General features: G+C 37.2%; 22 protein-coding genes and 1 rRNA gene. 15 read left to right on the top strand and 8 right to left on the bottom strand.

All coding sequences use genetic code 11. The features are described 5' to 3' along the window. From rrf to glmS, 15 genes are all read left to right on the top strand, one after another. Positions 1-88: ribosomal RNA gene (gene rrf, locus EPA86_RS09350) — 5S ribosomal RNA — on the top strand; the annotation flags it as partial. A gap of 1017 nt (positions 89-1105) precedes the next feature. Next, positions 1106-1498: an ATP synthase subunit I gene (locus EPA86_RS09345; protein ID WP_140603163.1), complete on the top strand. Its 393-nt coding sequence runs from the start codon at positions 1106-1108 to the stop codon at positions 1496-1498. 37 nt (positions 1499-1535) lie between these two features. Then, positions 1536-2321: a F0F1 ATP synthase subunit A gene (gene atpB / locus EPA86_RS09340; RefSeq protein ID WP_140603162.1), complete on the top strand. Its 786-nt coding sequence runs from the start codon at positions 1536-1538 to the stop codon at positions 2319-2321. 121 nt (positions 2322-2442) lie between these two features. After that, positions 2443-2667 (top strand): F0F1 ATP synthase subunit C, encoded by a 225-nt coding sequence (gene atpE, locus EPA86_RS09335; RefSeq protein WP_118960401.1) that lies wholly within the window; start codon positions 2443-2445, stop codon positions 2665-2667. Between the two features lie 40 nt (positions 2668-2707). Then, positions 2708-3178: a F0F1 ATP synthase subunit B gene (gene atpF / locus EPA86_RS09330; RefSeq protein ID WP_140603161.1), complete on the top strand. Its 471-nt coding sequence runs from the start codon at positions 2708-2710 to the stop codon at positions 3176-3178. A gap of 12 nt (positions 3179-3190) precedes the next feature. Beyond that, a complete protein-coding gene (gene atpH / locus EPA86_RS09325) occupies positions 3191-3724 on the top strand; it encodes a F0F1 ATP synthase subunit delta (protein ID WP_140603160.1) in 534 nt (177 codons plus the stop codon). A 15-nt stretch (positions 3725-3739) separates the two neighbouring features. Then, positions 3740-5281: a F0F1 ATP synthase subunit alpha gene (gene atpA, locus EPA86_RS09320; RefSeq protein WP_140603159.1), complete on the top strand. Its 1542-nt coding sequence runs from the start codon at positions 3740-3742 to the stop codon at positions 5279-5281. A 39-nt stretch (positions 5282-5320) separates the two neighbouring features. Further along, positions 5321-6184: a F0F1 ATP synthase subunit gamma gene (gene atpG, locus EPA86_RS09315; protein ID WP_140603158.1), complete on the top strand. Its 864-nt coding sequence runs from the start codon at positions 5321-5323 to the stop codon at positions 6182-6184. Between the two features lie 97 nt (positions 6185-6281). Then, entirely contained in the window at positions 6282-7667 is a 1386-nt protein-coding gene (gene atpD, locus EPA86_RS09310) for a F0F1 ATP synthase subunit beta (protein WP_140603157.1), read from the top strand. Positions 7668-7728: 61 nt separating this feature from the next. Beyond that, positions 7729-8151 carry a F0F1 ATP synthase subunit epsilon gene (locus tag EPA86_RS09305; protein WP_140603156.1) on the top strand — a complete coding sequence of 141 codons (423 nt, stop codon included), beginning with the start codon at positions 7729-7731 and terminating at the stop codon, positions 8149-8151. A gap of 221 nt (positions 8152-8372) precedes the next feature. After that, positions 8373-8984, top strand: a complete 612-nt coding sequence (locus EPA86_RS09300; protein ID WP_140603155.1) for a chemotaxis protein — start codon at positions 8373-8375, stop codon at positions 8982-8984. A gap of 22 nt (positions 8985-9006) precedes the next feature. Continuing rightward, entirely contained in the window at positions 9007-9744 is a 738-nt protein-coding gene (locus EPA86_RS09295; RefSeq protein ID WP_140603154.1) for an oxygen-binding di-iron domain-containing protein, read from the top strand. 69 nt (positions 9745-9813) lie between these two features. Beyond that, the gene (gene glmU, locus EPA86_RS09290; RefSeq protein WP_140603153.1) at positions 9814-11175 is read left to right on the top strand and encodes a bifunctional UDP-N-acetylglucosamine diphosphorylase/glucosamine-1-phosphate N-acetyltransferase GlmU; all 1362 of its coding nucleotides are present in this window, start codon (positions 9814-9816) and stop codon (positions 11173-11175) included. A gap of 185 nt (positions 11176-11360) precedes the next feature. Then, positions 11361-12119 carry a DeoR/GlpR family DNA-binding transcription regulator gene (locus tag EPA86_RS09285; protein WP_140603152.1) on the top strand — a complete coding sequence of 253 codons (759 nt, stop codon included), beginning with the start codon at positions 11361-11363 and terminating at the stop codon, positions 12117-12119. A gap of 68 nt (positions 12120-12187) precedes the next feature. Further along, positions 12188-14020: a glutamine--fructose-6-phosphate transaminase (isomerizing) gene (gene glmS / locus EPA86_RS09280; RefSeq protein ID WP_140603151.1), complete on the top strand. Its 1833-nt coding sequence runs from the start codon at positions 12188-12190 to the stop codon at positions 14018-14020. Between the two features lie 139 nt (positions 14021-14159). Here the strand turns inward: glmS and EPA86_RS09275 are convergent, their stop codons facing one another. The 8 genes from EPA86_RS09275 to EPA86_RS09240 form a co-directional block, all read right to left on the bottom strand. Beyond that, positions 14160-14735, bottom strand: coding sequence for a 3'-5' exonuclease (locus tag EPA86_RS09275; RefSeq protein WP_140603150.1), 576 nt, complete (start codon positions 14733-14735; stop codon positions 14160-14162). Between the two features lie 45 nt (positions 14736-14780). Then, a complete protein-coding gene (locus EPA86_RS09270) occupies positions 14781-15305 on the bottom strand; it encodes a DUF4262 domain-containing protein (protein ID WP_140603149.1) in 525 nt (174 codons plus the stop codon). 92 nt (positions 15306-15397) lie between these two features. Continuing rightward, positions 15398-15949, bottom strand: coding sequence for a 3'-5' exonuclease family protein (locus tag EPA86_RS09265; RefSeq protein WP_140603148.1), 552 nt, complete (start codon positions 15947-15949; stop codon positions 15398-15400). An 11-nt stretch (positions 15950-15960) separates the two neighbouring features. Next, positions 15961-18336: an AAA family ATPase gene (locus tag EPA86_RS09260; RefSeq protein ID WP_170309615.1), complete on the bottom strand. Its 2376-nt coding sequence runs from the start codon at positions 18334-18336 to the stop codon at positions 15961-15963. A 174-nt stretch (positions 18337-18510) separates the two neighbouring features. After that, complete coding sequence (locus tag EPA86_RS09255; RefSeq protein ID WP_140603146.1) at positions 18511-19146, bottom strand: hypothetical protein; 636 nt, start codon at positions 19144-19146, stop codon at positions 18511-18513. Between the two features lie 24 nt (positions 19147-19170). Further along, entirely contained in the window at positions 19171-19992 is an 822-nt protein-coding gene (locus EPA86_RS09250; RefSeq protein ID WP_140603145.1) for a thioredoxin domain-containing protein, read from the bottom strand. Positions 19993-20037: 45 nt separating this feature from the next. Then, positions 20038-20775 (bottom strand): hypothetical protein, encoded by a 738-nt coding sequence (locus EPA86_RS09245; protein ID WP_140603144.1) that lies wholly within the window; start codon positions 20773-20775, stop codon positions 20038-20040. Positions 20776-20935: 160 nt separating this feature from the next. After that, the gene (locus EPA86_RS09240; protein ID WP_140603143.1) at positions 20936-25789 is read right to left on the bottom strand and encodes a serine/threonine-protein kinase; all 4854 of its coding nucleotides are present in this window, start codon (positions 25787-25789) and stop codon (positions 20936-20938) included. Between the last annotated feature and the right edge of the window lies 1 nt (position 25790).

The raw sequence follows: 25790 nt of genomic DNA, 5'->3' as shown, positions 1-25790 counted from the left end.
CCTGATCCCATTCCGAACTCAGAAGTGAAATGTGTTAGCGCCGATGGTAGTGTGGGAGTTCCCATGTGAGAGTAGGACATTGCTAAGCTTCTAATTAAGAAAACCCCGATTCGAAAGAGTCGGGGTTTTTGCTTTTCAGGTTTTGCTATTTTCAACTGGGCAAAACTCACTTCACCTCATCCCATTCTCAATTCGTCATTCTCAAGGCCTAAGATAAGCAGAAATGAACTGTGTTTACACCAAGGCTGGATGTGCTGATGCTCGTGCTCTTATGTGAGCGTAGGACATTGTTAACCTTCGCTTTCTTATAAATAAGAGAAAGCTCCAATTCGAAAGCGTCGGGGTTTTTGCTTTTCAGGTTTGCAATTTTCAACTGGGCAAAGCTCACTTCGCCTCATCCCATTCTCAACGCCTAAGATAAGCAGTAGTTAACTGCGTTTACAGCAAGGTAGATAGTGTGTTGGTGTTTATGTATTTATATGAGAGTAGGACACTGCTAAGCGCTAATTAAAGAAAAGCCGTTACAGAGGAATGTTTTTTTTGTTTTTAGCTATTTATTCGCCACTTACCACAATTAAGAAATTCCCCTTCAGTTAAATTGCAAATTGAGGACTTGAGATTTGAAATAAAGCGTTTTATTTCTATTTTTCGTAGAAAGTATATGTATATTGATTATATGTGAAAATATGCTTATTTAGCGCCTATTAGGCAAATTAAAATATAAAAGCTAGCTATGTCACAATATATACTAAGTAAAAGCCGAAATTAAACTGAATGAAACTTAAGCAAGTCTGATAATAATCTCTAAATAACAACTGGTAAGATCAGTAGGGATGAAATAGAGCGATAAGTTATATTCGATAGTTTGCCATTTGTCACAGGACTCTAGCTATATGATGCCCAAGTAAATATGAATATTAATAGAATGTGACATTAATTACATGAATATATATTATTCGCACAAATAAAGGGCGTTGTATGCCCTATTTTCTTGCAAAAAAAGCCAGATTAAGTATACTTGCGCAAACTTTTTTAGCGTTAAAGTTTTTACTTTAAAAAACGAAGATTTATACGATCAAATTCGTATTAAATTTAAAAATTATCTATGAAAAATAGTCTAACAAGAGCAGGTCGAGAATTTGCCTTTAAGCAGAATATGTTAGCTATTATTATCGTTTCGTTTTTATCGCTATTAATTTGTTATATCTGGGATTTTGACTATGCTAAATCTGCTTTTGTTGGTGGATTTGTCGTTATCATTCCTAATTGTGTTTTTGCTTATAAAGCTTTTAAGTTTGCAGGAGCACAGTCATCGAAGAAAGTCGTGGAGTCTTTCTTTAGTGGCGTTAAGTTAAAAATGGGTTTAACAGCTTTGTTATTTGCACTCGCTTTCAAACTTTTAGTGCTATTGCCTGTTCCATTTTTAGGGATGTTTTGTGTTGTTGTGGCTTTACCTTTAGTAACACCTTTACTACTGAGTTATAGCGGCAACCGTTAAGATTTTATTTTTAAACTTTAATCATTGGGAAATTAATATGTCTTCAGGTGCTGAATTAACCAGCCAAGAATATATTGTTCACCATCTTGCCAATTTGAAAGTAGGTGAAGGCTTTATGGCCGTTCATTTAGATTCTTTGGGATGGTCAATATTTTTAGGTTTGGTCTTTTTAATGATCTTTCGATCGGTAGCAAAAAAAGCAACAACTGGTGTTCCAGGCAAGTTGCAATGTGCTGTTGAAATGGTCGTGGGCTTTGTGGATGATAGCGTTAAAAGCACATTCCATGGTAAAAACCCATTAATTGCGCCATTAAGTTTAACCATATTTGTATGGGTTTTACTAATGAATGCTATGGACTGGGTTCCAGTAGACTTATTACCACACCTTATTCATTGGACTACTGGTATGGAGTTAGGTGATATCTACATGAAGCCAGTTCCTACAGCAGATCCTAACATTACCTTTGGTTTAGCATTAGGTGTATTTATCCTAATTATTTACTATTCAATCAAAGTAAAAGGTGTAGGTGGTTTCATTAAAGAACTAACTACTCAACCTTTTGGTCATTGGTCTTTGTACCCTGTAAACTTTTTGCTAGAAACCGTTACGATGTTAGCTCGTCCTCTATCGTTAGCTTTACGTTTATTTGGTAACTTATATGCAGGTGAGTTAATTTTCTTACTTATTGCAACTATTGGTTTATTCCAATTACCTATTCACTTTTTATGGGCAGCATTCCACTTATTGGTAATCCCATTACAAGCGTTTATTTTTATGATGCTAACAATAGTTTATTTAAGTTTAGCTCACGAAGACCACTAATTTGTTAGGAACAAATTAAACGAATTTATTCGGCCCCTCGGGGTAATAAGGGCAGGAAGCCCGATGTATAAAATTTTTAACTTTTAACTTTAAACTTTACTTTTAAATATCGGAGAAAAATATGATTGCTATCGCAGTTGCTCTACTAATCGGTTTAGGTGCTTTAGGTACCGCTATTGGTTTTGGTCTTTTAGGTGGTAAGTTCTTAGAATCTGCTGCTCGTCAACCAGAATTAGCACCTCAACTTCAAGTTAAAATGTTCATCGTAGCGGGTCTTATCGATGCGATTGCTATGATCGGTGTTGCTATCGGTTTATACCTATTGTTCGCTGTTGGCCTAGGCTAAGAACCCTTTTTTTATAGCGAATTAATAGGAGGTACGCACAATGGATATTAATATGACCCTGATTGGGCAATTAATCGCATTTGTCGTATTTGTAATTTTTTGTATGAAGTATGTATGGCCACCAATTATCGGTGCCATTGAAGAACGTCAAGCTACAATTGCTGATGGTCTTGCTGCTTCTGACCGTGCTGCTAAAGATCTTGAGCTTGCTCAAGAAAAAGCTACTGCTCAATTAAAAGAAGCTAAAGCTGAAGCTGCATCTATTGTAGATGCTGCTAAAAAGCATGAAGCTAAAATTGTTGAAGAAGCTGCTGGTAAAGCACAAGCTGAGAAAGAAAGAATCTTAGCTGCTGGTCATGCAGAAATTGAAACTGAACGTAACCGAGCTAAAGAAGAACTACGTGCACAAGTTGCCGTACTTGCTGTAGCTGGTGCCGAGAAAATTCTCGAGCGTTCAATAGATGCCGCTGCTCACAGCGACATTTTAGATAAACTCGTCGCTGAACTTTAAGAGGAAAGAGCTATGTCTGAATTGACAACTGTCGCTCGTCCTTACGCTAAAGCAGCGTTCGAATTTGCTGTTGAAGCAAACGCAGTTGATAGCTGGTTAGCCCAGTTAACATTTGCGGCTGAAGTCGCTAAAGATGAAACCATTGTTGGTTATTTATCTGGTGGAACTTCAGTAGAGCAAGCACAAGCATTATTTATTAATGTTTGTGGTGAGCAAGTAAACAGCCAAGGTCAAAACTTCTTGAAAGTAATGGCTGAAAACGAACGTTTGTTGGTGCTACCACAAGTTCTTGAGCAATTTAGCCAATTAAAAGCTGAATATGAACAAGAAATAACTGTGGATGTAACCTCTGCTGTAGAAGTTACGGCAGAGCAAAAAACAACACTAAGCGCCGCGCTTGAAAAGCGCTTGGCACGTAAAGTTAAGCTTAATTGTATTATTGATGAAAGTATCGTATCAGGTTTGTTAATCCAAGCTGGTGATATGGTAATTGATGGCTCTGTAAAAGGTAAACTGAGCCGTTTAGCATCAACTTTACAATCTTAGATAAGGGAACAGAGCATGCAACTGAATTCCACTGAAATCGCTGAACTGATCAAGAATCGTATTGAACAGTTCGACGTTGTCAGCGAAGCTCGTAACGAAGGTACTATCGTTTCTGTAACAGATGGTATTATTCGTATCCATGGCCTTGCCGATGTAATGCAAGGTGAAATGATCGAACTTCCTGGTAGTCGTTTTGCTATCGCCTTAAACCTTGACCGTGATTCGGTAGGTGCGGTAGTGATGGGTCCTTATGCTGATTTAGCTGAAGGACAAAAAGTTAAAGGTACTGGCCGTATTTTGGAAGTACCTGTAGGTCGTGGTCTTTTAGGCCGTGTAGTAAACACTTTAGGTGAACCAATTGATGGCAAGGGCCCAATTGATAACGATGGCTTCTCTCCTGTAGAAGTTGTTGCACCAGGTGTTATCGACCGTAAATCAGTTGATGAGCCAGTACAAACTGGTATTAAATCAATTGACTCTATGATTCCAATTGGTCGTGGCCAACGTGAATTGATCATTGGTGACCGTCAAATCGGTAAATCAGCGATCGCACTAGATGCTATCATCAACCAAAAGAACACAGGTATTAAGAGTATTTATGTAGCTGTTGGTCAAAAAGCATCAACTGTTGCTAACGTTGTGCGTAGCTTAGAAGAGCACGGCGCGTTATCAAATACTATTGTTGTTGTAGCTTCTGCTTCTGAAGCAGCTGCACTTCAATACTTAGCACCTTACTCTGGTTGCTCTATGGGTGAATACTTCCGTGACCGCGGTGAAGATGCGTTAATCGTATATGATGATTTATCTAAGCAAGCTGTTGCTTATCGTCAAATCTCATTACTTTTACGTCGTCCGCCAGGTCGTGAAGCTTACCCAGGTGATGTTTTCTACCTTCACAGTCGTTTACTTGAGCGTGCTGCTCGTGTTAACGAAGCATACGTAGAGAAATTCACAAATGGTGAAGTTAAAGGTAAAACAGGTTCTTTAACTGCATTACCAATTATTGAAACGCAAGCGGGTGATGTATCAGCTTTCGTACCAACTAACGTAATCTCAATTACCGATGGTCAGATTTTCTTAGAATCTAACTTATTTAACGCGGGTATTCGCCCTGCTGTTAACGCTGGTATTTCAGTATCTCGTGTTGGTGGTGCTGCACAAACGAAAATCATCAAGAAACTTGGTGGTGGTATCCGTTTAGCACTTGCTCAATATGCAGAATTAGCGGCTTTCGCTCAATTTGCTTCTGACTTAGATGACGCGACTCGTGCACAATTAGAGCATGGACAACGTGTTACTGAATTAATGAAGCAAAAGCAATTTAGCCCATTATCAATTGCTGAAACAGCTGTTTCATTATTCGCTGCTGAAAAAGGCTTCTTAAATGATGTAGAAATCAACAAAGTAGTTGATTTTGAAGAAGCATTACACACTTATGTGAACAATGAGCAAGCTGAGTTGATGGCTACTATCAATGAAAGCGGTAACTACGATAAAGACATCGAAGCTGGTTTGACTAAAGCACTTGAATCATTCAAGTCAACTCAAACGTGGTAATCGAGTCTTTAATTAAGTAACCTTTTCGGAGAAAGAGTCATGGCCGTTGGTAAAGAAATAAAAACCAAGATTGCGAGTGTACAAAACACTCAAAAGATCACAAATGCTATGGAAATGGTTGCAGCCAGCAAAATGCGTAAAGCGCAAGATTGTATGGCAGCATCTCGTCCGTATGCAACAAATATACGAAATGTGATCGGCCATATTGCGCTTGGTAACTTAGAATATCGTCATCCTTATATGGAAGAACGTGAGACTAAGCGTGTAGGCTACATTGTTGTATCAACTGACCGTGGTTTGTGTGGTGGCTTAAATATTAACTTATTTAAGAAAGTACTAGCTGATGCTGCTCAAAAGCAGGAAGAAGGCGCCGAAGTAGAATTTGGCATTGTAGGCTCAAAAGCTACATCCTTCTTCAAAAGCATGGGTGCTAAAATCACTTCACAAATTTCAGGCTTAGGTGATAACCCTTCAGTTACTGATTTAATTGGTAGCGTTAAGGTTATGCTTAAAGCTTATGATGACGGTGAAATTGATAAGTTGTACGTGGTATATAACAAATTTGTTAATACGATGACGCAACAACCAACAATTGATCAATTGTTACCTTTACCTAAATCAGATGACGAAGAAATTAGTCATCGCTGGGATTACATTTACGAACCTGATGCTAATGCGTTATTAGATCAGTTACTAGTTCGCTATATTGAATCTCAGGTATACCAAGGCGTGGTTGAAAACCTAGCTTGTGAACAAGCCGCCCGTATGATTGCTATGAAAGCTGCAACAGATAATGCTGGTGAGCTTATTAACGATTTACAATTGGTATTCAACAAAGCGCGTCAAGCAGCTATCACTCAAGAATTGGGTGAGATTGTTGCAGGTGCAGCTGCAGTAGGGTAAGCCTGAGCTGAAGATATAGCCAGGTAACAATAGTTTCGTAATTTAAAGACAAGTTAGTTAAGCAAAGTTTAACTAACTTAAATTAAGAGGAATAAACATGAGTACAGGTAAAGTCGTCCAAATCATTGGCGCAGTTGTGGATGTTGAATTTCCACAAGATGCTGTACCTCAGGTATATGACGCATTAAACATAACCGAAGGTGACCTTGACGGTTTAGTACTTGAAGTTCAACAGCAGCTTGGTGGCGGTGTTGTACGTACTATCGCAATGGGTACCTCAGACGGTTTGCGTCGTGGTCTGAATGTAGTAAACACAGGTAAAGCTATCCAAGTTCCTGTTGGTGTAGAGACCTTAGGTCGCATCATGAACGTTCTTGGTGAGCCAATTGATGAAGCTGGTCCAATCGGCGAGCAAGATCGTTGGTCTATTCACCGTTCAGCACCTGCTTACGCTGAACAATCAATGTCTAACGAATTGTTAGAAACTGGTATCAAAGTAATCGACTTAGTTTGTCCATTCGCTAAGGGTGGTAAAGTTGGTTTATTCGGTGGTGCTGGTGTTGGTAAAACCGTTAACATGATGGAACTTATCCGTAACATCGCAATCGAGCACAGTGGTTTCTCTGTATTCGCTGGTGTTGGTGAGCGTACACGTGAAGGTAACGATTTCTACCATGAAATGAACGATTCTAACGTACTAGATAAAGTATCGTTAGTTTACGGTCAGATGAACGAGCCACCGGGTAACCGTTTACGTGTAGCGATGACTGGTTTAACAATGGCAGAAAAATTCCGTGATGAAGGTCGCGATGTATTATTCTTCGTTGATAACATCTACCGTTACACGCTTGCAGGTACTGAGGTATCAGCACTTCTAGGTCGCATGCCATCAGCGGTAGGTTACCAACCTACATTAGCTGAAGAAATGGGTGTACTTCAAGAGCGTATTACGTCAACTAACAAAGGTTCAATCACTTCAATCCAAGCGGTATATGTACCTGCGGATGATTTAACTGACCCTAGTCCTGCAACGACTTTCGCTCACTTAGATGCAACTGTTGTATTAAGTCGTGACATTGCTGCTCAAGGTATTTACCCAGCAATCGACCCACTTGATTCTACTTCACGCCAGTTAGACCCATTAGTGGTTGGTACTGAGCATTATGAAGTTGCTCGTGGTGTTCAGTCAGTATTACAACGCTACAAAGAACTTAAAGATATCATCGCTATTTTAGGTATGGATGAATTATCTGAAGAAGATAAGCAAACAGTATCTCGCGCACGTAAGATCCAACGTTACTTATCTCAACCATTCTTCGTTGCTGAAGTATTTACTGGTTCTCCAGGTAAGTATGTTTCATTAAAAGACACCATCTCTGGCTTTAAAGGCATTTTAGCTGGTGACTACGATGATTTACCTGAGCAAGCGTTCTACATGGTTGGTTCTATTGAAGAAGCCATTGAGAAAGCGAACAAAGCGTAATTATCAGGTTAACACTTATGGCTTGGCTGTAAGTGTTTAACCCTTAAAGAGGTCGAGTCAAATGGCATTATTAACTGTAAATCTGAATGTGGTAAGTGCAGAAGAAAACTTATTTTCTGGTAGCATAAAATCATTACAGATCACAGGTAGTGAAGGTGAATTAGGTATTATGCCTGGTCACGCACCTTTACTGACCTCACTAAAACCTGGTATGGCATTAATTACTAAGAAAGATGGTACTGAAGAAGTAATCTACCTTTCTGGTGGTATGCTAGAAGTTCAACCAAATAATGTAATTGTATTAGCAGATGTTGCTACACGTGCAGATGATTTGGATGAACAAGCTGCGTTAGAAGCTAAGCAACGTGCAGAAGAAAACATGAACGCTCATGGCGGAGATGTAGACTATGCTGAAGTTGCCGCAGAACTAGCGCGCGCAATTGCACAATTACGTGTTATTCAAGCAGGTAAAAGAAAAGTTTAATAGCATAGGTTATATGCAATTAAACAAGCACTAAGTTTTAGTGATTTCAAAATATATAAAGCGAGTTTCATTCAGTGAAACTCGCTTTTTTATTTCTGTACTTAGAATAATATGTCTAGATCAATGATCAGCAAATATTTTTAAATAAATTAATCATTTTCCTTACATTAGTGATAAACACTGTCTATATTTATTGAATGTCTCATTAAATATCCGATTAAATGACTGATCTATCACAAAATTACTTCGTTTCCGTTGCAGAAATTGCTGCAAAGCTAGATCAAGCAACGACCATCGCACAAAAGCTATCATTAACTGCAAGTAACGCAAGAGCAGTAGCACTTCGTGCAGGCGAGCGCGCGGCAGGCTTTAGGCCATTAACTGACTTTATAGACCGCTTAGCAGAAATAACGATAGGATCGTCTAAAAAAATAAACCAAATGGCCGCTGTGTTGAGCCAAACTTCGGCGGAAAAAGTCCGTGCAGATGGTGCAATCTTACATTTCAATTCTGTCTATAAAATTGCACATGAATCGCCTTACATTCATAGCCTAGATGAAGTGTATGAACGCTGTAAGTCAGAGCAAGATAGATTAGAAAAAACTTATAGAAGGCAAATCGAACAATTAAGTGAAGAGCTTGCTACGTTAAGCAGTGAATTACGTAACGCCGTAATTTTAGCAACTCTATCAAGAGTTGAGGCATCACAAGCTGGTGCGCAATATCAAGATGCGTTAATTAATGTGGCTGATAATGTTGAAGGGGCTGCAGGAAAGATAAAAAATCATATCAAATACTCACAGCAAATGGTTTCCACATTGGAAGAATACTAATAATACTGGATGATATTAAAGAATGAAAACTCAGAAATTATTTGAATGCCCAAGTCATACTTGGATAATGTTTGGCCGAGATGATGAAAAACCTGAGGCTATCATTGATACAAACCAATATATGGTAGTGACGAAGAATAATTCATTATTAATGGACCCTGGTGGAATTGAGCTTTTTTCGGCTATGCTAGCGGCTGTTATAAAGCAGGTACCCGCCAATAAAATTACTCATTTATTTGCCTCTCACCAAGACCCAGACATCATTTCTTCGCTAGGTCTTTGGGATCAGGCTTTACCTTCTGCAACATTACATTCACCATGGTTGTGGGAGAGTTTTATTCGACATTTTGGTATGAACAACATTAATTATGCAGCCATCCCAGACGAGGGAAATATACTAAAACTTGATGGTGTAGCTTTAGAGTTTATCCCTGCTCATTATTTACATTCATCAGGCAATTTTAATGTGTATGATCCAGAAGCTAAGATATTGATGTCGGGTGATATTGGCGCAGCGATGGAAGCGGTTGATGCACCTTTGTTTGTTGAAGACTTTGATGAGCACGCTAAGAAGATGAGAATGTTTCATCAACGTTGGATGCCGTCCAATGAAGCTAAAAATGATTGGGTAAGGCGCGTTAGAAAACTAGACATTGAAATGATGTGTCCTCAGCACGGTAGAATTTTTAAAGGGGATGATGTTAAGCGATTTCTCGATTGGTTTGAAAGTCTTGAAGTTGGTGTCTTAAATAAAGGCTAATATAACACCTTGGTATTCACTTTAAACAAAGATAGAATACGCGCAAATCAATCTTAGTATAGGTTCAGTATGTCACTTTCTGTTGTTATTCTTGCTGCGGGTAAAGGCACTCGTATGCGCTCATCATTACCCAAAGTACTTCATCCTGTAGCAGATAAGCCCATGGTAGGGCATGTTATTGATAGCGCTCGTCAGTTAGGCGCTGAAAATATTTATGTTGTATATGGCTTTGGCGGCGAGCAACTTAAAGCGAAGGTAACTGGTAATGACTTGACCTTTGTTGAGCAAAAAGAGCAACTTGGTACAGGTCACGCTGTTGACCAAGCATCTCCTTTTATTAAAGATGATGAGAATGTATTAGTTCTTTATGGCGATGTACCATTAACTAAAGTATCAACGTTAGAAAATCTTCTCTCAGTCAAACCAGATAACGGTATGGCATTACTCACCGTACATTTAGCTAACCCTACAGGCTATGGGCGCATAGTTAGAGAGGGAGAAACTGTTGTTGGTATTGTTGAACAAAAAGACGCGAGTGCAGAGCAACTTCTTATCAATGAAGCGAATACAGGAATATTACTAGCAAATGGTAAGGACCTAAAGCGTTGGTTAAATGGCTTATCTAATGATAATGCGCAAGGTGAATATTATTTAACCGATATAATCGCCTCAGCTCATAGCGAAGGAAAGTTAATAGCAACAGCACACCCCGAAACAGAGATTGAAGTTGAAGGCGCGAATAATAGAGTACAATTAGCTGCACTTGAAAGAGCATATCAATTGCGTACCGCTGAAGAGTTAATGATTGCTGGAGCAAGTTTACGTGACCCTGCTCGTATTGACGTAAGGGGCAAACTTTTAATCGGATGTGAAGTTACAATCGATGTAAATTGCATCTTTGAAGGCGAAGTAAGCTTAGCAAATAACGTAACTATTGGTGCTAATTCAATTATCAAAAATTCAACCATAGGCGAAAACGTGGTAATTAAGCCTAATTCCATTATTGAAGACTCTGTCATTGAAGCTGACTGTTCTGTAGGGCCTTTTGCACGAATCAGACCAGATACGCTAATGAAGCGTGACTCACATATTGGTAATTTTGTTGAAGCAAAAAAGACTGTTATTGGCGAAGGTAGTAAAGCTGGTCATTTAACCTATTTAGGCAATGCTGATATTGGCAGTAACGTTAATATTGGTGCAGGAACAATTACCTGTAATTATGATGGAGTTAATAAATCAACCACTACTATTGGTGATAATGCTTTCATTGGTTCAAATAGCTCACTGGTTGCTCCCGTTGAAATAGGGAACAAGGCGACAATTGGCGCTGGTTCTGTGATAAGTAAAGCTGTAGCAGAAGGAGAGCTTGCAATAGCGCGAGGTAAACAACGCAATGTTATTGGTTGGCAGCGTCCAGTTAAAAAGTCTTAGGTTCTCTGTAAATTGAAAAAAAGCACCATTAGGTGCTTTTTTTTTATAATTAAACTGACTAAATGGTCAGAAATGTAGAAATAGTAACTACTTTGTATTGCATTATCTTTCGGTATGAAACATAATGGAATTCATAACGAAATATATCGAACCCTTTCGAAAGTAAACTACAAAAGTCATTCAACATGCCAAAAAGAAATACTCAACAACGTCGTCATAATATTATTGCAGACCTTAATTTACATGGCGAGGTGAGCGTTGAAAGTTTAGCTAAACATTTTGATACTTCTGAAGTGACTATTAGGAAAGATTTAGCAGCATTAGAAAATAGCGGTTTATTGTTAAGGCGTTATGGTGGTGCTGTTGCTTTACCTAGTGAAATAACTGAACTAAAAGCGGAAACACTTTCAGAACAAAAACGTAAAATTGCTAAAAGAGCGTCTACACTGATCCGTGACCATAATAGAATCATTATTGATAGTGGCCAAACTACCGCTGCTTTAGTGAGTGAGTTAGCGAATAAAAATGGCTTAGTAGTTATGACAAATGCGCTGAGTATTGCAAATGAAATTCATGCGCTTGAAAGTGAGCCGACATTGCTAATGACTGGCGGTACTTGGGATTCAAATTCCGAAGCTTTTCAAGGCCAAGTTGCAGAGCAAGTTTTGCGTTCTTATGACTTTGACCAATTATTTATTGGTGCTGATGGCATAGATATAAATCGTGGTACGACAACCTTTAACGAACTCATTGGCTTAAGCCGAGTTATGGCTGAAGTAGCAAGAGAAGTTATTGTGTTAGTTGAGTCAGAAAAAATAACGAAGAAAATCCCAAATTTAGAATTGTCTTGGGAGCAAATTCATACACTGATCACTGATGATGGCTTATCAAGCGAAATGCAAGAAGCTCTGACAAATCAAGGTGTAAAACTAATTATCGCTTAATAAAGCAGAGAATATTTAGGTAGGACATCTCTACCTTAAAAACAGATAAAGAATAAAGGAAAGTAATTATGTGTGGCATTGTTGGTGCAGTTGCACAACGTGACGTAGCAGATATTTTAGTTGAAGGACTAAAACGACTAGAGTACCGAGGGTATGATTCAGCTGGCGTAGCAATTATTGATCACCAGAGCAGCTTAAACCGCGTAAGAAGACTTGGAAAGGTTCAAGAACTAGCTGACGCCTTAAACGATATGCCACTGATCGGTGGCACAGGTATAGCTCATACACGTTGGGCTACTCATGGCGCACCAAGTGAGGCGAACGCACACCCGCATATCTCATCAAATACTATTGCAGTAGTGCATAACGGTATCATTGAAAACCACAATGAATTAAGAGAGAAGCTACAAGGGCTAGGTTATGAGTTTACCTCAGAAACTGATACAGAAGTTATCACTCACTTGGTTCATCATGAGTTAAAAACTGCATCATCGCTAATGGCTGCGGTACAACTGACAGTGAAACAACTTGAAGGTGCTTATGGTACTGTTGTGATGGATACGCGTGATAAAGATCGTGTTGTCGTTGCTCGTTCTGGTAGCCCATTAGTTATAGGTTACGGCCTTGGTGAAAACTTTATCGCATCAGATTTAATGGCATTACTGCCTGTTACCCGAAAATTTTCTTATTTAGAAGAGGGAGATGTTGCTGAGATTACTCGATTTGAAGTCAATATTGTTGATAAAGACGGTAATTCAGTTATCCGCGAAGCGAAAGAATCTGAAGTTAGTCACGATGCAGGCGATAAGGGCGAATATCGCCATTATATGCTAAAAGAGACCTATGAGCAGCCAACGGCTATTCGAAACACCCTAGAAGGTCGATTAATGGGCTCTAAGCTAGATATTAACGCCTTTGGTGATAGTGCGGACGATATTTTTAAAGAAGTTGAACATGTACAAATTATTGCCTGTGGCACCAGTTACCATTCAGGTATGGTGGCACGTTACTGGTTAGAAGCGCATGCAGGCGTATCGTGTAATATTGAAATAGCCAGTGAGTTTAGATATAGAAAGTCCCACGTGCCTAAGAATGCTTTGTTAGTGACCATTTCACAATCAGGTGAAACAGCTGATACGCTAGCGGCATTAAGATTGGCAAAAGACTTAGGTTATAAAGCAAGTTTAACCATTTGTAATGTTGCTGGTTCATCGCTGGTACGTGAATCTGATTTAGCCTTTATGACAAAAGCAGGCGCAGAGATTGGTGTAGCGTCTACTAAAGCATTTACTACACAGTTGGTTGGCTTATTAATGATGACACTGGCTTTGGGTAAACACCATGGTATGAGTGAAGAGCAGCAAGCTGAAATATCACAATCGATTATGACGTTGCCCAACAAATTGGAAGAAGTGTTAGCTTTAGCAGACTCTATTGAAGCGTTAGCAGAAGATTTTGCCGATAAAAATCATGCGCTATTCTTAGGTCGTGGTGATCAATACCCAATTGCGATGGAAGGGGCGTTAAAGCTAAAAGAGATTTCTTATATTCATGCTGAAGCCTACGCTGCGGGTGAATTAAAGCACGGTCCATTGGCATTAATCGATGCTGAAATGCCAGTTATTGTTGTAGCACCACAAAATGATTTAATTGAAAAATTAAAGTCAAATGTAGAAGAAGTAAGAGCACGTGGCGGCTTGATGTATGTATTTGCTGATAGCAAGGCTAATTTTGCTAGCGATGAAACCATGAAAGTGATTGATGTACCACTTTGTGACGATATTATTGCCCCTATCGTGTATACCTTACCGCTACAGTTACTGTCGTACTATGTAGCAATCATTAAGGGTACAGACGTTGACCAGCCTCGAAATCTTGCTAAGTCAGTAACTGTGGAATAAGTGTTATAGACCAAGCCACATTTTGCTCACATTAAATAATGATTGAAACACTGTTTAATGTGCGCAACTGTTTTTGAAATATGGTATTTAAAAGTTTGTATCTAACATTAGAGTAAGAACTTCTGCACATTCTTTTTATTTATTTTTGACGAGAAATAAATTTTCGTCCTAATACAAAAGGCATGAGTTTTACCATGTTATTTGCGTCATCAATTCCCCTATGATGCGTGCCTTCAAGAGGAATACCTGCTAACTTGAGGGCGTCATTCATGCCTTGACGTTTTCTAACACGCTGAGCTTTTGAGAACTGTTTTTTAATATTTAGATGTGGCGCAGGAATGGGGTAGGGTACTTTATGAAGTCCACAGTCTTGCATAAACTGGGCTTTATCATAATCTCCCCAGGAGCAAAATAGAAAGTCTTCAAATTGATATAACCATACTTTAAGCTGTTTTATTGCCTCTTGATAGTTTGGTGCAGCATCTACATCTTCTTGAGTGATGGTCGTTAGCTCAGTGCAGAACTGCGTTAAATTGGGGTGGCGCACTGGTTTAATGAATGTGCAGAACTCGCTTAGTTTATCTAGTGTTTCACCACACACCATTACAGCACCTATTTCAATCATTTCCATTTCCGTAGTTGGAAAGGCATCGTCGTGACAACAGGTCGCTTCAACGTCAATGATAAGATAGTTTTTGTGGTTTCCAATGCTCATATGTCATTACCTTTTAAGTTAGCAATCAAAGTTAAATTTCCATCTTTAGTGGGTTTCTTCTGGTTGATGCAACACTAGACCAACAAATGATTTTGCAGCCTGTAATTTGTAAAAGCATCGTCTGATATGTTTAGATTCGACAAACTCTTTTTCATCAGGAAACAACCCAAACACATCAGCTTGTCCTAAATAAACTAAGTCATAATCTGGGGTCTTATGTCGATAAAGTTCAAAATATTTTTTTGCGTGTGCACTGATTTCCCCCTTAACCCCATCTAATAATTCTACTGCCTTATACTTGTGATTATTTGACTTAATAATATGCCCAATCTCTAAGGGCTCTAACTTGCCAATAAGCTCCAATACAGTATCTATTAATGAAAGGGTTTCATCATAAAAGCAATCAGCAAATAATAGTTCGGGATATCCATAATCTGATAGTCCAATCGTATAGCAGTATGCAGCGTGTTCATCAGCTCTTGGGTATTCAGCAGTAACACTCATTAAGGTATAACCGTATTGCTTAACCTTCTTTCTTAAACCTTTAAAATAGTTTTCTGTTGTAGTCATATTTAACCCTTAACATGCATATTGGCGTAAAATTTACTTGGTAGAGGTGCCTGTTAGTCTAAAGTCATTTCAAATGAATGATGCTGTCGATACTAAAGTTCAATTAGTTTGGTGTAGGCATCTACAAAGCGTTTGGTATCAGGCAATGCTCTATGCGGTTGCGAGTTTGTTATGTTGTTGTAGATATTCCAAAACTGTTCAGTTTTACTAGCTCCCCAACTTTCTAACAAGTATGTTAAGTCTGTTAAATGAAATTCTACGCCAACATTGGCAGCTTGAAATAACTTACAAAGCCAAATGCCGTCATACTCAAGATTGCCACAAAACAGCAACTTGCCTCTGAACATTTTATTAAGGTTTCTTGCAACAGATATCACGTTTTCGCCATTTGTTATTAACATTTCTTGTGATATTTTATGGATGTATTTTTCTGCGTAAACATCCCATTCCCCTTGTTTTTGCCAGATAGTTATTGGTTGAATTAGATAGCTTGCTGATTGTCCCATTGAGGACGTTATTGCGACTTCAATTGGGTAGGAAGTAAACCCAAGACTACTAGCTTCAATATCTAAAATTATAAACTCGTCAAAGAAACTATTTTGCTGCGTGAGCGTATCCCTTGTTGTTGGATCGAAAAACTTCATAATCAATCTCCCTAGTGAATAAACCCAGCAGGTTTGCGTTCACAAGAACTTCCTCTGCTTGCTGAAACATCTTGAAGCTCTACTTCAATTAAACTTTCTCTATTAGTCGCTCTAACAAAGGCTCGACGAATGCCTGAAATAACTGCTATTTTAGCTTCTCTTGGGGTTAGTTCACTGAGTAAATCAATGATTCTTTCATTGAGTTTTTCTTTAAAATGCTGAAAGTTCTTTTCTGTTAAATAGTTTGTATAAATGTTTTGGCAAATCGTACGCATTTGCTGTTGTGACGGTGGCTGAATGTCGTAATTTTTTAAACGTGATTTAATTGCGGGGATTAAGTTTTCATAATTATTTGTTGTGGTAAAAAATAGCACTGATGACAAATCCATTTCAACATCTAAGAATTGCTCTTTAACGCTTTTGCGCTGCTCAATATCAAACAGACCTAAAAGGCTAGGGACAATAGAATGATCGATATCTGGACGAGCCAAACAAATTTCATCTAGCAATACAATAGGCTGAGCAGTAGAAGCTTTCACCAAAACAGACTCAGCAATAGCCCCTATATTACTGCTCTTAAATTGACTGGAACCGCCAATCAGATCTTGCTTTCCTCCAAATCCGGATACGCTTTGGTCAAAGAATTCTAATCCTAATCTGCAGGCTAAAGAGCGTATAAATTCTGTCTTCCCGCATCCAGGTACGGATTGTAAATTAATGACAGGAAACTCAATGGCAGATTGATTAAATAAGGAAAGCTTTAAACAAATTAAAATTTCTTCAATTGGTTCAGCAAGGTTTGGAAAGTCTTGTGCTAAACCCTCCATTTCATCGAGCATTCTCTGTGTTGCAATTAATACGGTTTTAGTGGGGCCCTTATCTAAGACTTTGCGTACAGCTTCTGCACCGTGTTCACCAGTTGCATCTCTGAGTAATAACACTTCTTCTAAAGCCGCTTTGTTATAAATAGCTTTAGTTAATTGTTGTGGTTCAATTTTTACCTTGGGCTCTAGCCGCTCCTGTTGAGCTGTTTGTATAGGTTGTTTTTTTAAATCAGGCTTAGGTACTTCTGGTGCGCATTCCAGAAGGTTAATCAGTTTTAACTGGGCTTGAACAGCTTGTTCGGTCGGCACTACATCATGAACAAGGTATGCTTGTTCAAACCTACGCTTCATTGTCGGCACAATGTTGTAAATCCTTTTCAATTCTGGTGCGCTTTGACAGTAATAAAAGGCAGCTAATAAATCATCCGTATGAGCCAGCCTTAACATATAGCGAATAGCACTATCTTGATAGTTGGCTAATTGTGTAAACGAGAGTGGGGTTTGAGCATCATTTTCAGCACCAGGCAGAGGTTCTTCGGTAACAAGCTGATGACTATTGATAAAATTCTCTAATCGACATAAAGGTCGATAGGCTCTTTGACAGTTGTAATTATGTTGTTTTTGAATAAAGGCAGTGACGTCTGACTCTGATTTATTCTTGAAGAAAGATCTAGATTTCCACTTGTTAAATATATCACTTTCTAAATTTGCTACTGCGACTTTTAGCTCTCGAGCATAATCGTCTGATAATAGTCCATAAAAGGCATTCTTTAGTTCGTCATTAATGGCAATAAGAATTTTTGCTAAGTGCTTGTTCGGCATTTCACGACAGCCATGCTTCAGCTCGTCGCAAGCTTCACCGACTACTTTTACAAATTTGCGCTCGATTATCGCTTCATTTGAACGATTAACTGGTTCATGGCCTATATGCCAGGGTTCACGGGCGTAATACTCTAGTTTTTCACGCAATGTATTGATAGTGGATAATGCCTTGTCGTCAGTCACATTTCGCATATCCTGTAACATAAAATACTCAATATCTTCCTTTGATTTTAAGATAAGCTTTAAGACTTCATCACCAACGTCATTGCCATTAATAGCTGCCATGACGGCTACACAATCTTCATAGGATGCATTATGTAGCGTATCTCTTAATATCTCTGTGCGATAGGTTAAAATCTTGGTCGTTTCTAGATTATCTAAACTTGCGATACGCTTTGTTCTAGCGCTGTATTGGCCTTTGCTTAGCATGACAGATTGTACTTGGCGTAATTTTTTCAAAATTTTATTTTGCGCCAACACCGACTCTCCTGTGGAGGAGTCAAGTAATCCAAAAGGAGGGGTTTCGTTAAAAAATGCATCATCTAGACATTCTGTATAGTAGAATAAATTTAGTATTGATTGCCAATCAGCATACTTAATTGCTTTGGCAAAAGTTAAAGTTGGCACCCAAAAATTTATTGTTTCTACAATAACTTCAATAGGAAAATTATTTAGCTCATCAAAATGTAGCTCAGTAGTAGATACCTCAATTGCTTTGTTGTTTCTGTTGATGTATTTCATAAAAACGCTCCTCGATTTGAGAAGCATTATGAATTTAGAAGGCTACGTTTGAGTTGTAAGTTTTTAATTAAGTGAAAATTTCTAATTTATTAAAATCTTTTTGACAATAAGTTAGCCATAGATTGAGTTTCCCCCAATGCCATAGTATTGCTTATTTTAAGCATTAAGTTGTAGTTAAATATCTCTAACAATATTAATAAGCGTTATACTTTCATCAGTTTCTTTATTCTTTAAGCACACGCTAGCTTGATACGCATTTTTAGATGGAATGTGATTAAAACCAATACCGCTAATATTGACAGTTAAATAGGTCATATTTATGGGGTCACTTGTGAAATGATAAACAGGGGAAGTGTCTAAAATTATAGTGAAACCATCTTCAGCTATAGCTTGAGTGGGTAGTTGTTCATAAATTGATTTTAGAAAATCTACGATTGTAAAATCTGCATTTGGAAGGTTTATGGATTGACAAAGAACGCCAAGCGCCTTAATCACGGGCTTAATTTCAATTAAAGGAAAATAATCCTCGATTTCAATATTATTGCTTTTACAGAATTCATCAAATTCTTCCATTTGGTTATTAAAAGCAATGTTCTCTGGTGTATTTCCGCCGTAATACTCAGTTTCGTAGCGGTGGCAAATACAATCTTGCCATTGGTTTGGGGGAATATCTTGAAAATAATGGGTTATGGTGTATTTATTCATGAGCACTAAAATTACCAGTGTAAGAGGGAGGATTTCATATATTAATGCATTTATGTTATTTTTCATCTTTATGGCAGTCAAAACAGTTTCAGTTTTGACTGCCACATTTCGTTGTCAGTGTATAAGTATTTACCAGTTAAATAATTTCTTTTTCGGTTTGTAAACCTCACCTGAAAAGTAAGCTGTTGTTATATTCTTTTCATTGAAAATATCTTTGCTATTCTTGCCAAAACTTGGCGGTAAACCCAATGGATTTTGCTTTTTAAAATTTTGAACTCTGCCATCACCATGGATCATTTGGGGTGTGCCGTAGGTACGTAATACATTGCTCGTGTATATAGTTTGGCCGAGAAAACTAAAGTTAGCAGACCAGTAGCATTTGCCATTATTTTTTGGAATAACACCATTTAGCATGTAATTTTGCCAGGCAGTTGCTCGATTAGCACTACACATCACCTTTTCTAAAACTGGCCAATTTGTCTTGTCGAGAACAGAAGGAATTAGTATTAATGTTGCATTTAATTTATCTTTTGCAGCCAGTAATTGTTCCTGCTTTAAACAATATGGGCAGTCAAGCGCAGTATTGACAATAATTGGTTTTGAGCCATCCCCTTTTTTAATGACAATTACATGATCCTCATTAATTTCATTAACTGCTTCAGCTCTAATATTTTCGTGTTTTTTACCCTTAATTTTGCCATTAACATCTGCATGAAAAGCATATTCTTTCGAATATAGTAGCTGACCCGTGTGATTGATTAGCATGGGGCCACTGTTAGTATACAAAGCAAACATTCCTGTAGTTGGCGTTCTTGACACCGTTTTAACATTTAGTTTGGTAAGTGCTTTAAATGAGCGAAGTGCTGATTGAAGTTGCGGATCAATTTCGACAGCTTTCACCATGCTTGGGCTTAACGTTAATGCTAATAGTGTCATAAATAATTTTTTCATAAAATAAATACCTCTTTAATTAGTTATTTTGTCAGTGGGAAGGAGTTAGCCATTTTTAGCCAAGAATTCAGCCTTGTTAATTTTGCTATTGACCACTGAAATCAACTCATCCATTGATTTTCTCTTGTTTAAGTCTTTGAGAAAGCTGCCATTGACGTAGTCAATAAATTGGTTTTTATAAACTTCAAACCTTACTTTTCCTGACACCATGCGACCTGCAAAGTTACCAGGGGCACCGGTGCCTGTTCCTTCCATAATATGAAATGATTTACCTGAATAGACATTAATTTTGCTAACGTTAAATTCGTCATTAATAGCACAACTCGCTAATACTCTGTTGGTGGTCCACCCACCTCCGCCAGTTTCACATAGCATCAGTAAATTGTTAGCACTGTCTTTCTGATCAAAGTTGACCTGTTTTACAGAGCAATTTCTCAGGGGGGTTAGTTGTCTGTTGGAGGCGTAGTGTTTGTTTAAATCCCACAAACTATTTGTGCCATGAAACGTAGAGTGATAAACATTGAAATGGCCATTGTTGTGAAGTTTTGTTGCAAATGTTTCACAATTATTCGTTGCTTGAGTTCTAAGAGAACGATAATAGTCTAAAGTGTTATTTAGCTGCTTGATGCGAGATTCAGCGGCAATAACGTAGTCAGGCTTTTCTTCGGGGTCACTGTTGCTAAAAAAGTAATAGGCTGTGGCAATAACAATGAGAACAAAAACAAACCCTGCGCTTGATTCATCTTCTGGTAAATTTGTATTGTTGTTGTCGTTGTAGTTCATATACTGCTCCATTGTTGAGGAGCAGGAGGGTTAATTCATTTTATTAGCCCACCAACTCCTAATTGATGGGCTAATTAAACACTTCTTTGATTCCGTTTAAGCTGTAAGATTATGGTTTTTGTATTTTATTTCTAAATAGATTCCCTAAGCATAACTCACGCTATTTACTATCAACATCTGATAAAATAATAAATGGCATTTTGTGTTCAGGATATGAATTACAATATGAAACGGGGCTAGTATATGGATCGCTGCACTTAAGGTAAAGATGATGCTCGGTAAGCTTATCGTGCATATATTCTTCTATTAGTGCTATATCTGTTTTTGCCAATTTATATTCTTCGCTGTTCATTAAATTCCGGATAGAAATTTGTGCATTTTCAATAAAGTTTTGAGGAAATACATTTTTCAAAATAAATGTTAAAAGACCAATATTTGTTAGCCGAGGTTTAAGTCCCAAAAAGTTTATTAACAATGTTTTGTTAAACTCTGAATCAGAGAATAGTACCTCACTAATGAGCTGTAACTCTGTTTGACTAAAGCTTCCTCTCCATCCAAATATGCTTTCAAATTCATCATCTGCTTGTAAAAACTTTGTTGAATTTGACGAGGACTCAAAGTTGTTCAAAATTTCTATTTTAGTGGTGTATTCAAGTTCACCTAGCCCATTTCTATTCGCTTCATTTATCAATTCAATGACTTTAACAGCAGTAGATTCTTGATGGAGACATTTCAATAGCTCGCCGCTTATTTGCTCTATCAAATCAAACAATAAAGAATACTTTATTGAACTTAAGCTAAAAGTAGCTGCCTTTGACATTAAGTCAGGGTTATAGCTAGCTTCTTTCATAGCTGTATATTCTTGAGGAAGTGTGCTTATTAAATTTATAAACTGTTCAATGAATTGAGAGCTATCGAAGCGACTTAATTGCTCCAATAACTGCTTATTGGGTTGATAAAAGTCCCGGATAAAATTTGTTGTAAAATTTTTACCAACAAAGCAACTATTTGGTAGGTGATATATGAATGGGCGAGAGAAATTGTGGTTTTGTTCAAAAGCAATAAATGTAAGACAGTCTTTTTTAAAGTTATCAACTTTACAAATGGTCTCAAGAGACTCAAACAATTTCATAGGCAGTACTTGTCTTTGTATATCTCCATAAATATCAAAAACAGGTAGATTGGCTATATTTTCTCTTTCTAATGTTTCCCCGTTATAAATAGCCACAGTTCTTAACTTTACAGAATTTAAAGCGTCTGCTAGTCCACCAGAAGTAAGAAACCTTTTTAAAGATATTATTAATGAGGCTACCTGAGAATAAGTATTACTTTCATTTGCTATATTAGATTCAAAATGACAACTTAAAGAAACACTATTTAGTGATTTTGATAAAGTCGCAAATAAAAAACTCCAGTCAAAGTCCCAAAAGCTGCTTTGAGGAATCAATATGTTATTAAGTATTAATTCCTCAAATTTACCCCAACTAAAGTGTTCTACTTGATTATATTGTTGCTTTAGATTTTTATGGGCATCTGTTTCATCAACTGTAAAACAGGCAGAATTTGCACCGAAACCTAATAAATGGAAAAACAATTTAAGTCGTTCAGAGTGAGATGAGGTAGTTGATTGAACTAACTCCTTTATAACTGCAGGATAAAGTAAAAACAAAAGAATCATCCCTAAGCTATGAATGTCATCTTTTATGTCTGCTTTCCCTCCACTTAGAATATTAGGAGAAGAATAAATTTTTCCTGAGTTTGCGCCTAAATAGTTACCTGCCTGACTTGCTATACCAAAATCTATTAATTTCGGTATACAGTTCTTATCGATCAGAATATTAGCTGGTGTTATATCGCCATGTATCATTGGCGTAGGCAAATTATGAGCCTGTTCAACCCCTTTACATATTTGAATAAATAAATTTATTTTTTCTTTATAGCTATAATTTGCAAATTCTTGGGACTGCACAAAACTTTCTAATGTGCGTGCATCATCTATGTACTCTATGATGATACCGTAAATAAACTTCTCTTTAAGGTAGGCTTGCTGCTCATGTGTTGATGCATCAATATAACTAAATTTATTTGTTTGAAACTTATGTAAACCGTAAACAATAGCAACATTGTCATGTTGACAGTGGCGCATTATGGATGCTTCAGAAAGAAGCTTCTTTGTTATGCGTTCATGGCTTTCCGGATCATCACCCCAAGTAGGTATCAGCTTGATAGCTACTTTAGCATCAAGTGCTAAATCTTTTGCCAAATAGACACACCCAAAGGTTCCTTGTCCTAGTTTATTTTCAGCATTTAATGACTGCTCTATTTCAAAATGCTCATCACCAAAATAGCGTATATTTCCTAGTGCTATTAACTTGTTTTCTAGTATTTCTCTTTGATCTTGAGAATGAGGAAATAGCCACTCCGAGAACTCCATGTTAGCAACACTACTCAAAAAGTTATTAACAAAACTTCCCGTTGTTACGTAATTTTTATAGTGCTTATGATCTTGTTTCTTTTTCGCGGGTTTGGCTCCATCTAAGAACTTAGAAATTAGCGCCATAAACTTCAAGTCACCTGTACAATTTAGCAAGCTTACCCAAACCGACTCTACAATTCCTGTGCTATTTAAACATTGTTCAATAGCCTCAATATCCCATTCATTATTTATCAGTTCTTGTTTGGCAAAGTTAGCAAGTTGAAAGCTGCTTGATTGCTCAGTGGTGGTATTCTTAACTTCTATAAACTCGGTGATTGGAAATTTATCAAATTTACTTGTTAGTTCCCCTTTAACACTGATATTTTTAATGGGTGATTTTTTGAAATTATCGAATGTTTTCGGTTTATTGGGTTGCTTCAGATAGCTATAGGCAAGTTGCTCAATAACTTTAGGTACTGGCTCTTTTGATTTGTCTTTTTCCCAGTTTAGTAAATGAAAAACAACGTAAATCTTTGCAATATAAATTTGGTCGCATTTAAATTTCTCGAAAGTATCTAAAACTTTCGTTTTCTCTACTTTTAACTTAGCGACAAATTCGTTATGAACCGCAGCTCTATGAGTACACTCAAGCTCCTCTATTGTACTAACTTCGATTAACTGTTCTAACCTTGATGCGTCAGTTTTTTGAGTTTCTAGCATCACGTTGATGAACAACCGCACTAACACGTTGTTTTTAAATAACGTGTTGGCATCACTAGCATACTCAAGAAGTGGGTTGTCGCTTTTTGAGTATGCTTTTAATCTTTTGAAAGTTATTTTTTCCTTAGAGCCAAATAAATTCACATTTGATAAACTTATTTGCTCAATGTTTTTTTCAATTAATGCAAATATCAAATGATGCTCTATGCCATAAGCAGCAGTAATGTCACCTAAGATTTCTTTAACTACTGAATTTTTATTAGACTCATTTAAGCTCTGGTTAATTTCAATTATGCAGTCAGCTAAGTTATTTTGGCGTTTAAAAAATGCTTCTATTTTTGTCGCTATTTCATTGTTTGGTATTTGTGGCGTGTATATTTCATGTAGGAACATATCTAGATCAGCCTTTATCGGGAAAGGCTTACCTAGATATCTACTAAGTTCTCTGCCAAATAGCTGATCGATATATTTTATATACAAGTGAGCATATGCTGAACGTTCGCTTTTTTTACATCTTGTGATGCCAAAGTAGCTTTCAAGAATAGTTGTTTTAGAAAAAGCATCTTCACCGCGTTCAATTAAAGGGCCTGCAACCTGTTCAATGGCTTTTGCTAGAAAGCTTTTTAAACTTTCATCAAGGTTAAGAACAACATTACTGTCCCTCGTTTCCTCATTCCAAAATTGGCTATTTGTTTGATTATTATTTTTCGTATTTATTTCAAATACAGATTGTATTTCCTTAAGTAACCTCTGAGTATAAATATTAAATGTCGAGGCTCCTTTAGCTATCTTTATTAAATAACCACAATAACTTTTATCAGCCAGACTCGTTATCATAAGCTGATCACCATCATTATCTTCGGCTTTGTATACTAGCCCTAACTTTGTACAAATAAGGGCAAAATCTTTATCAAAATATCCAAAAGGTGTTTCTTGACTATGCTGTTTAAGTGATTTGTAAATATCTGGGGTATTTATTCCCATAAGTGAAATTAGCACATCTTTTTTGAACCACTCCCACACTCTATCGTCAGAAGCTAAATTGCCTTCTACGTATAAATAGCGAGCAGATAACATTTCACTCAAGTTCGTTACGACTGCTAATACATCTTCGTCACACTTTTTAACTCTTGCGAAAAACCTCAGTTTTGATTCAGTTTTATCTTGGTCATCAACGAGATTAAATTCAACTTGGTTTAAACAACAAACTCTGCCTACGAGCCTATTCATTAAGCTTGATGTTTTTTTAATAGCTCCTTGCCAAGATTCGGGGTTTAATACTGTTTCTATTTTATCCACTTTTTCCACGTTATCTTCAGTGTTAACAGTGTGGCGAAAATCATCCTCTTTCAGTATTATTAAGCTATTGACTTTATAGCGCAAAAAACCAAGCACTAAGATATTTAGGTCTAATTCCATTAATGAAGGACAGTGTTGAAAACTATTATCTTTAATTGCTGTTTTGAACGCTTCTTTGTTGTGTTCTAATTGGCGAATTTGTTGTGACCAGTTGCCAATATTAGTAGGCACATTATTTTTGAACTGCTCAACAAGAGATATAAAGTCACTCAGTTGCGGTTTTATAGCTAGCTGATTTAATGCTTCTTTTGCGTAACGATTACATTTGTATTTTTCGATAAATGCTTTTTCATTTGTTACCAATAAGATGAGCAAATCGCAAAATTCAATACACTTTAGTTGATAGCGAAGGTAGGTATCATAACTTTTACATAAATCTGTATAGAGATTTTTCAGTACGCTCTTATCGTGCTTTTTTTTCTTAGTGGTATTATTAATCAGTGTCGAAAACTTTTCTGCTTTATCAGAAAAGTTTTTTTGAATGCTTAGATCTCTTTGGGCGTCATTACTACTATTCATA

The organism is Litorilituus lipolyticus, assembly GCF_006439335.1.
Taxonomy (GTDB): Bacteria; Pseudomonadota; Gammaproteobacteria; order Enterobacterales; family Alteromonadaceae; genus Colwellia; species Colwellia lipolytica.
Note: the sequence above shows the minus strand (reverse complement) of the source record. Positions and strands in the feature narration are given on the sequence as shown.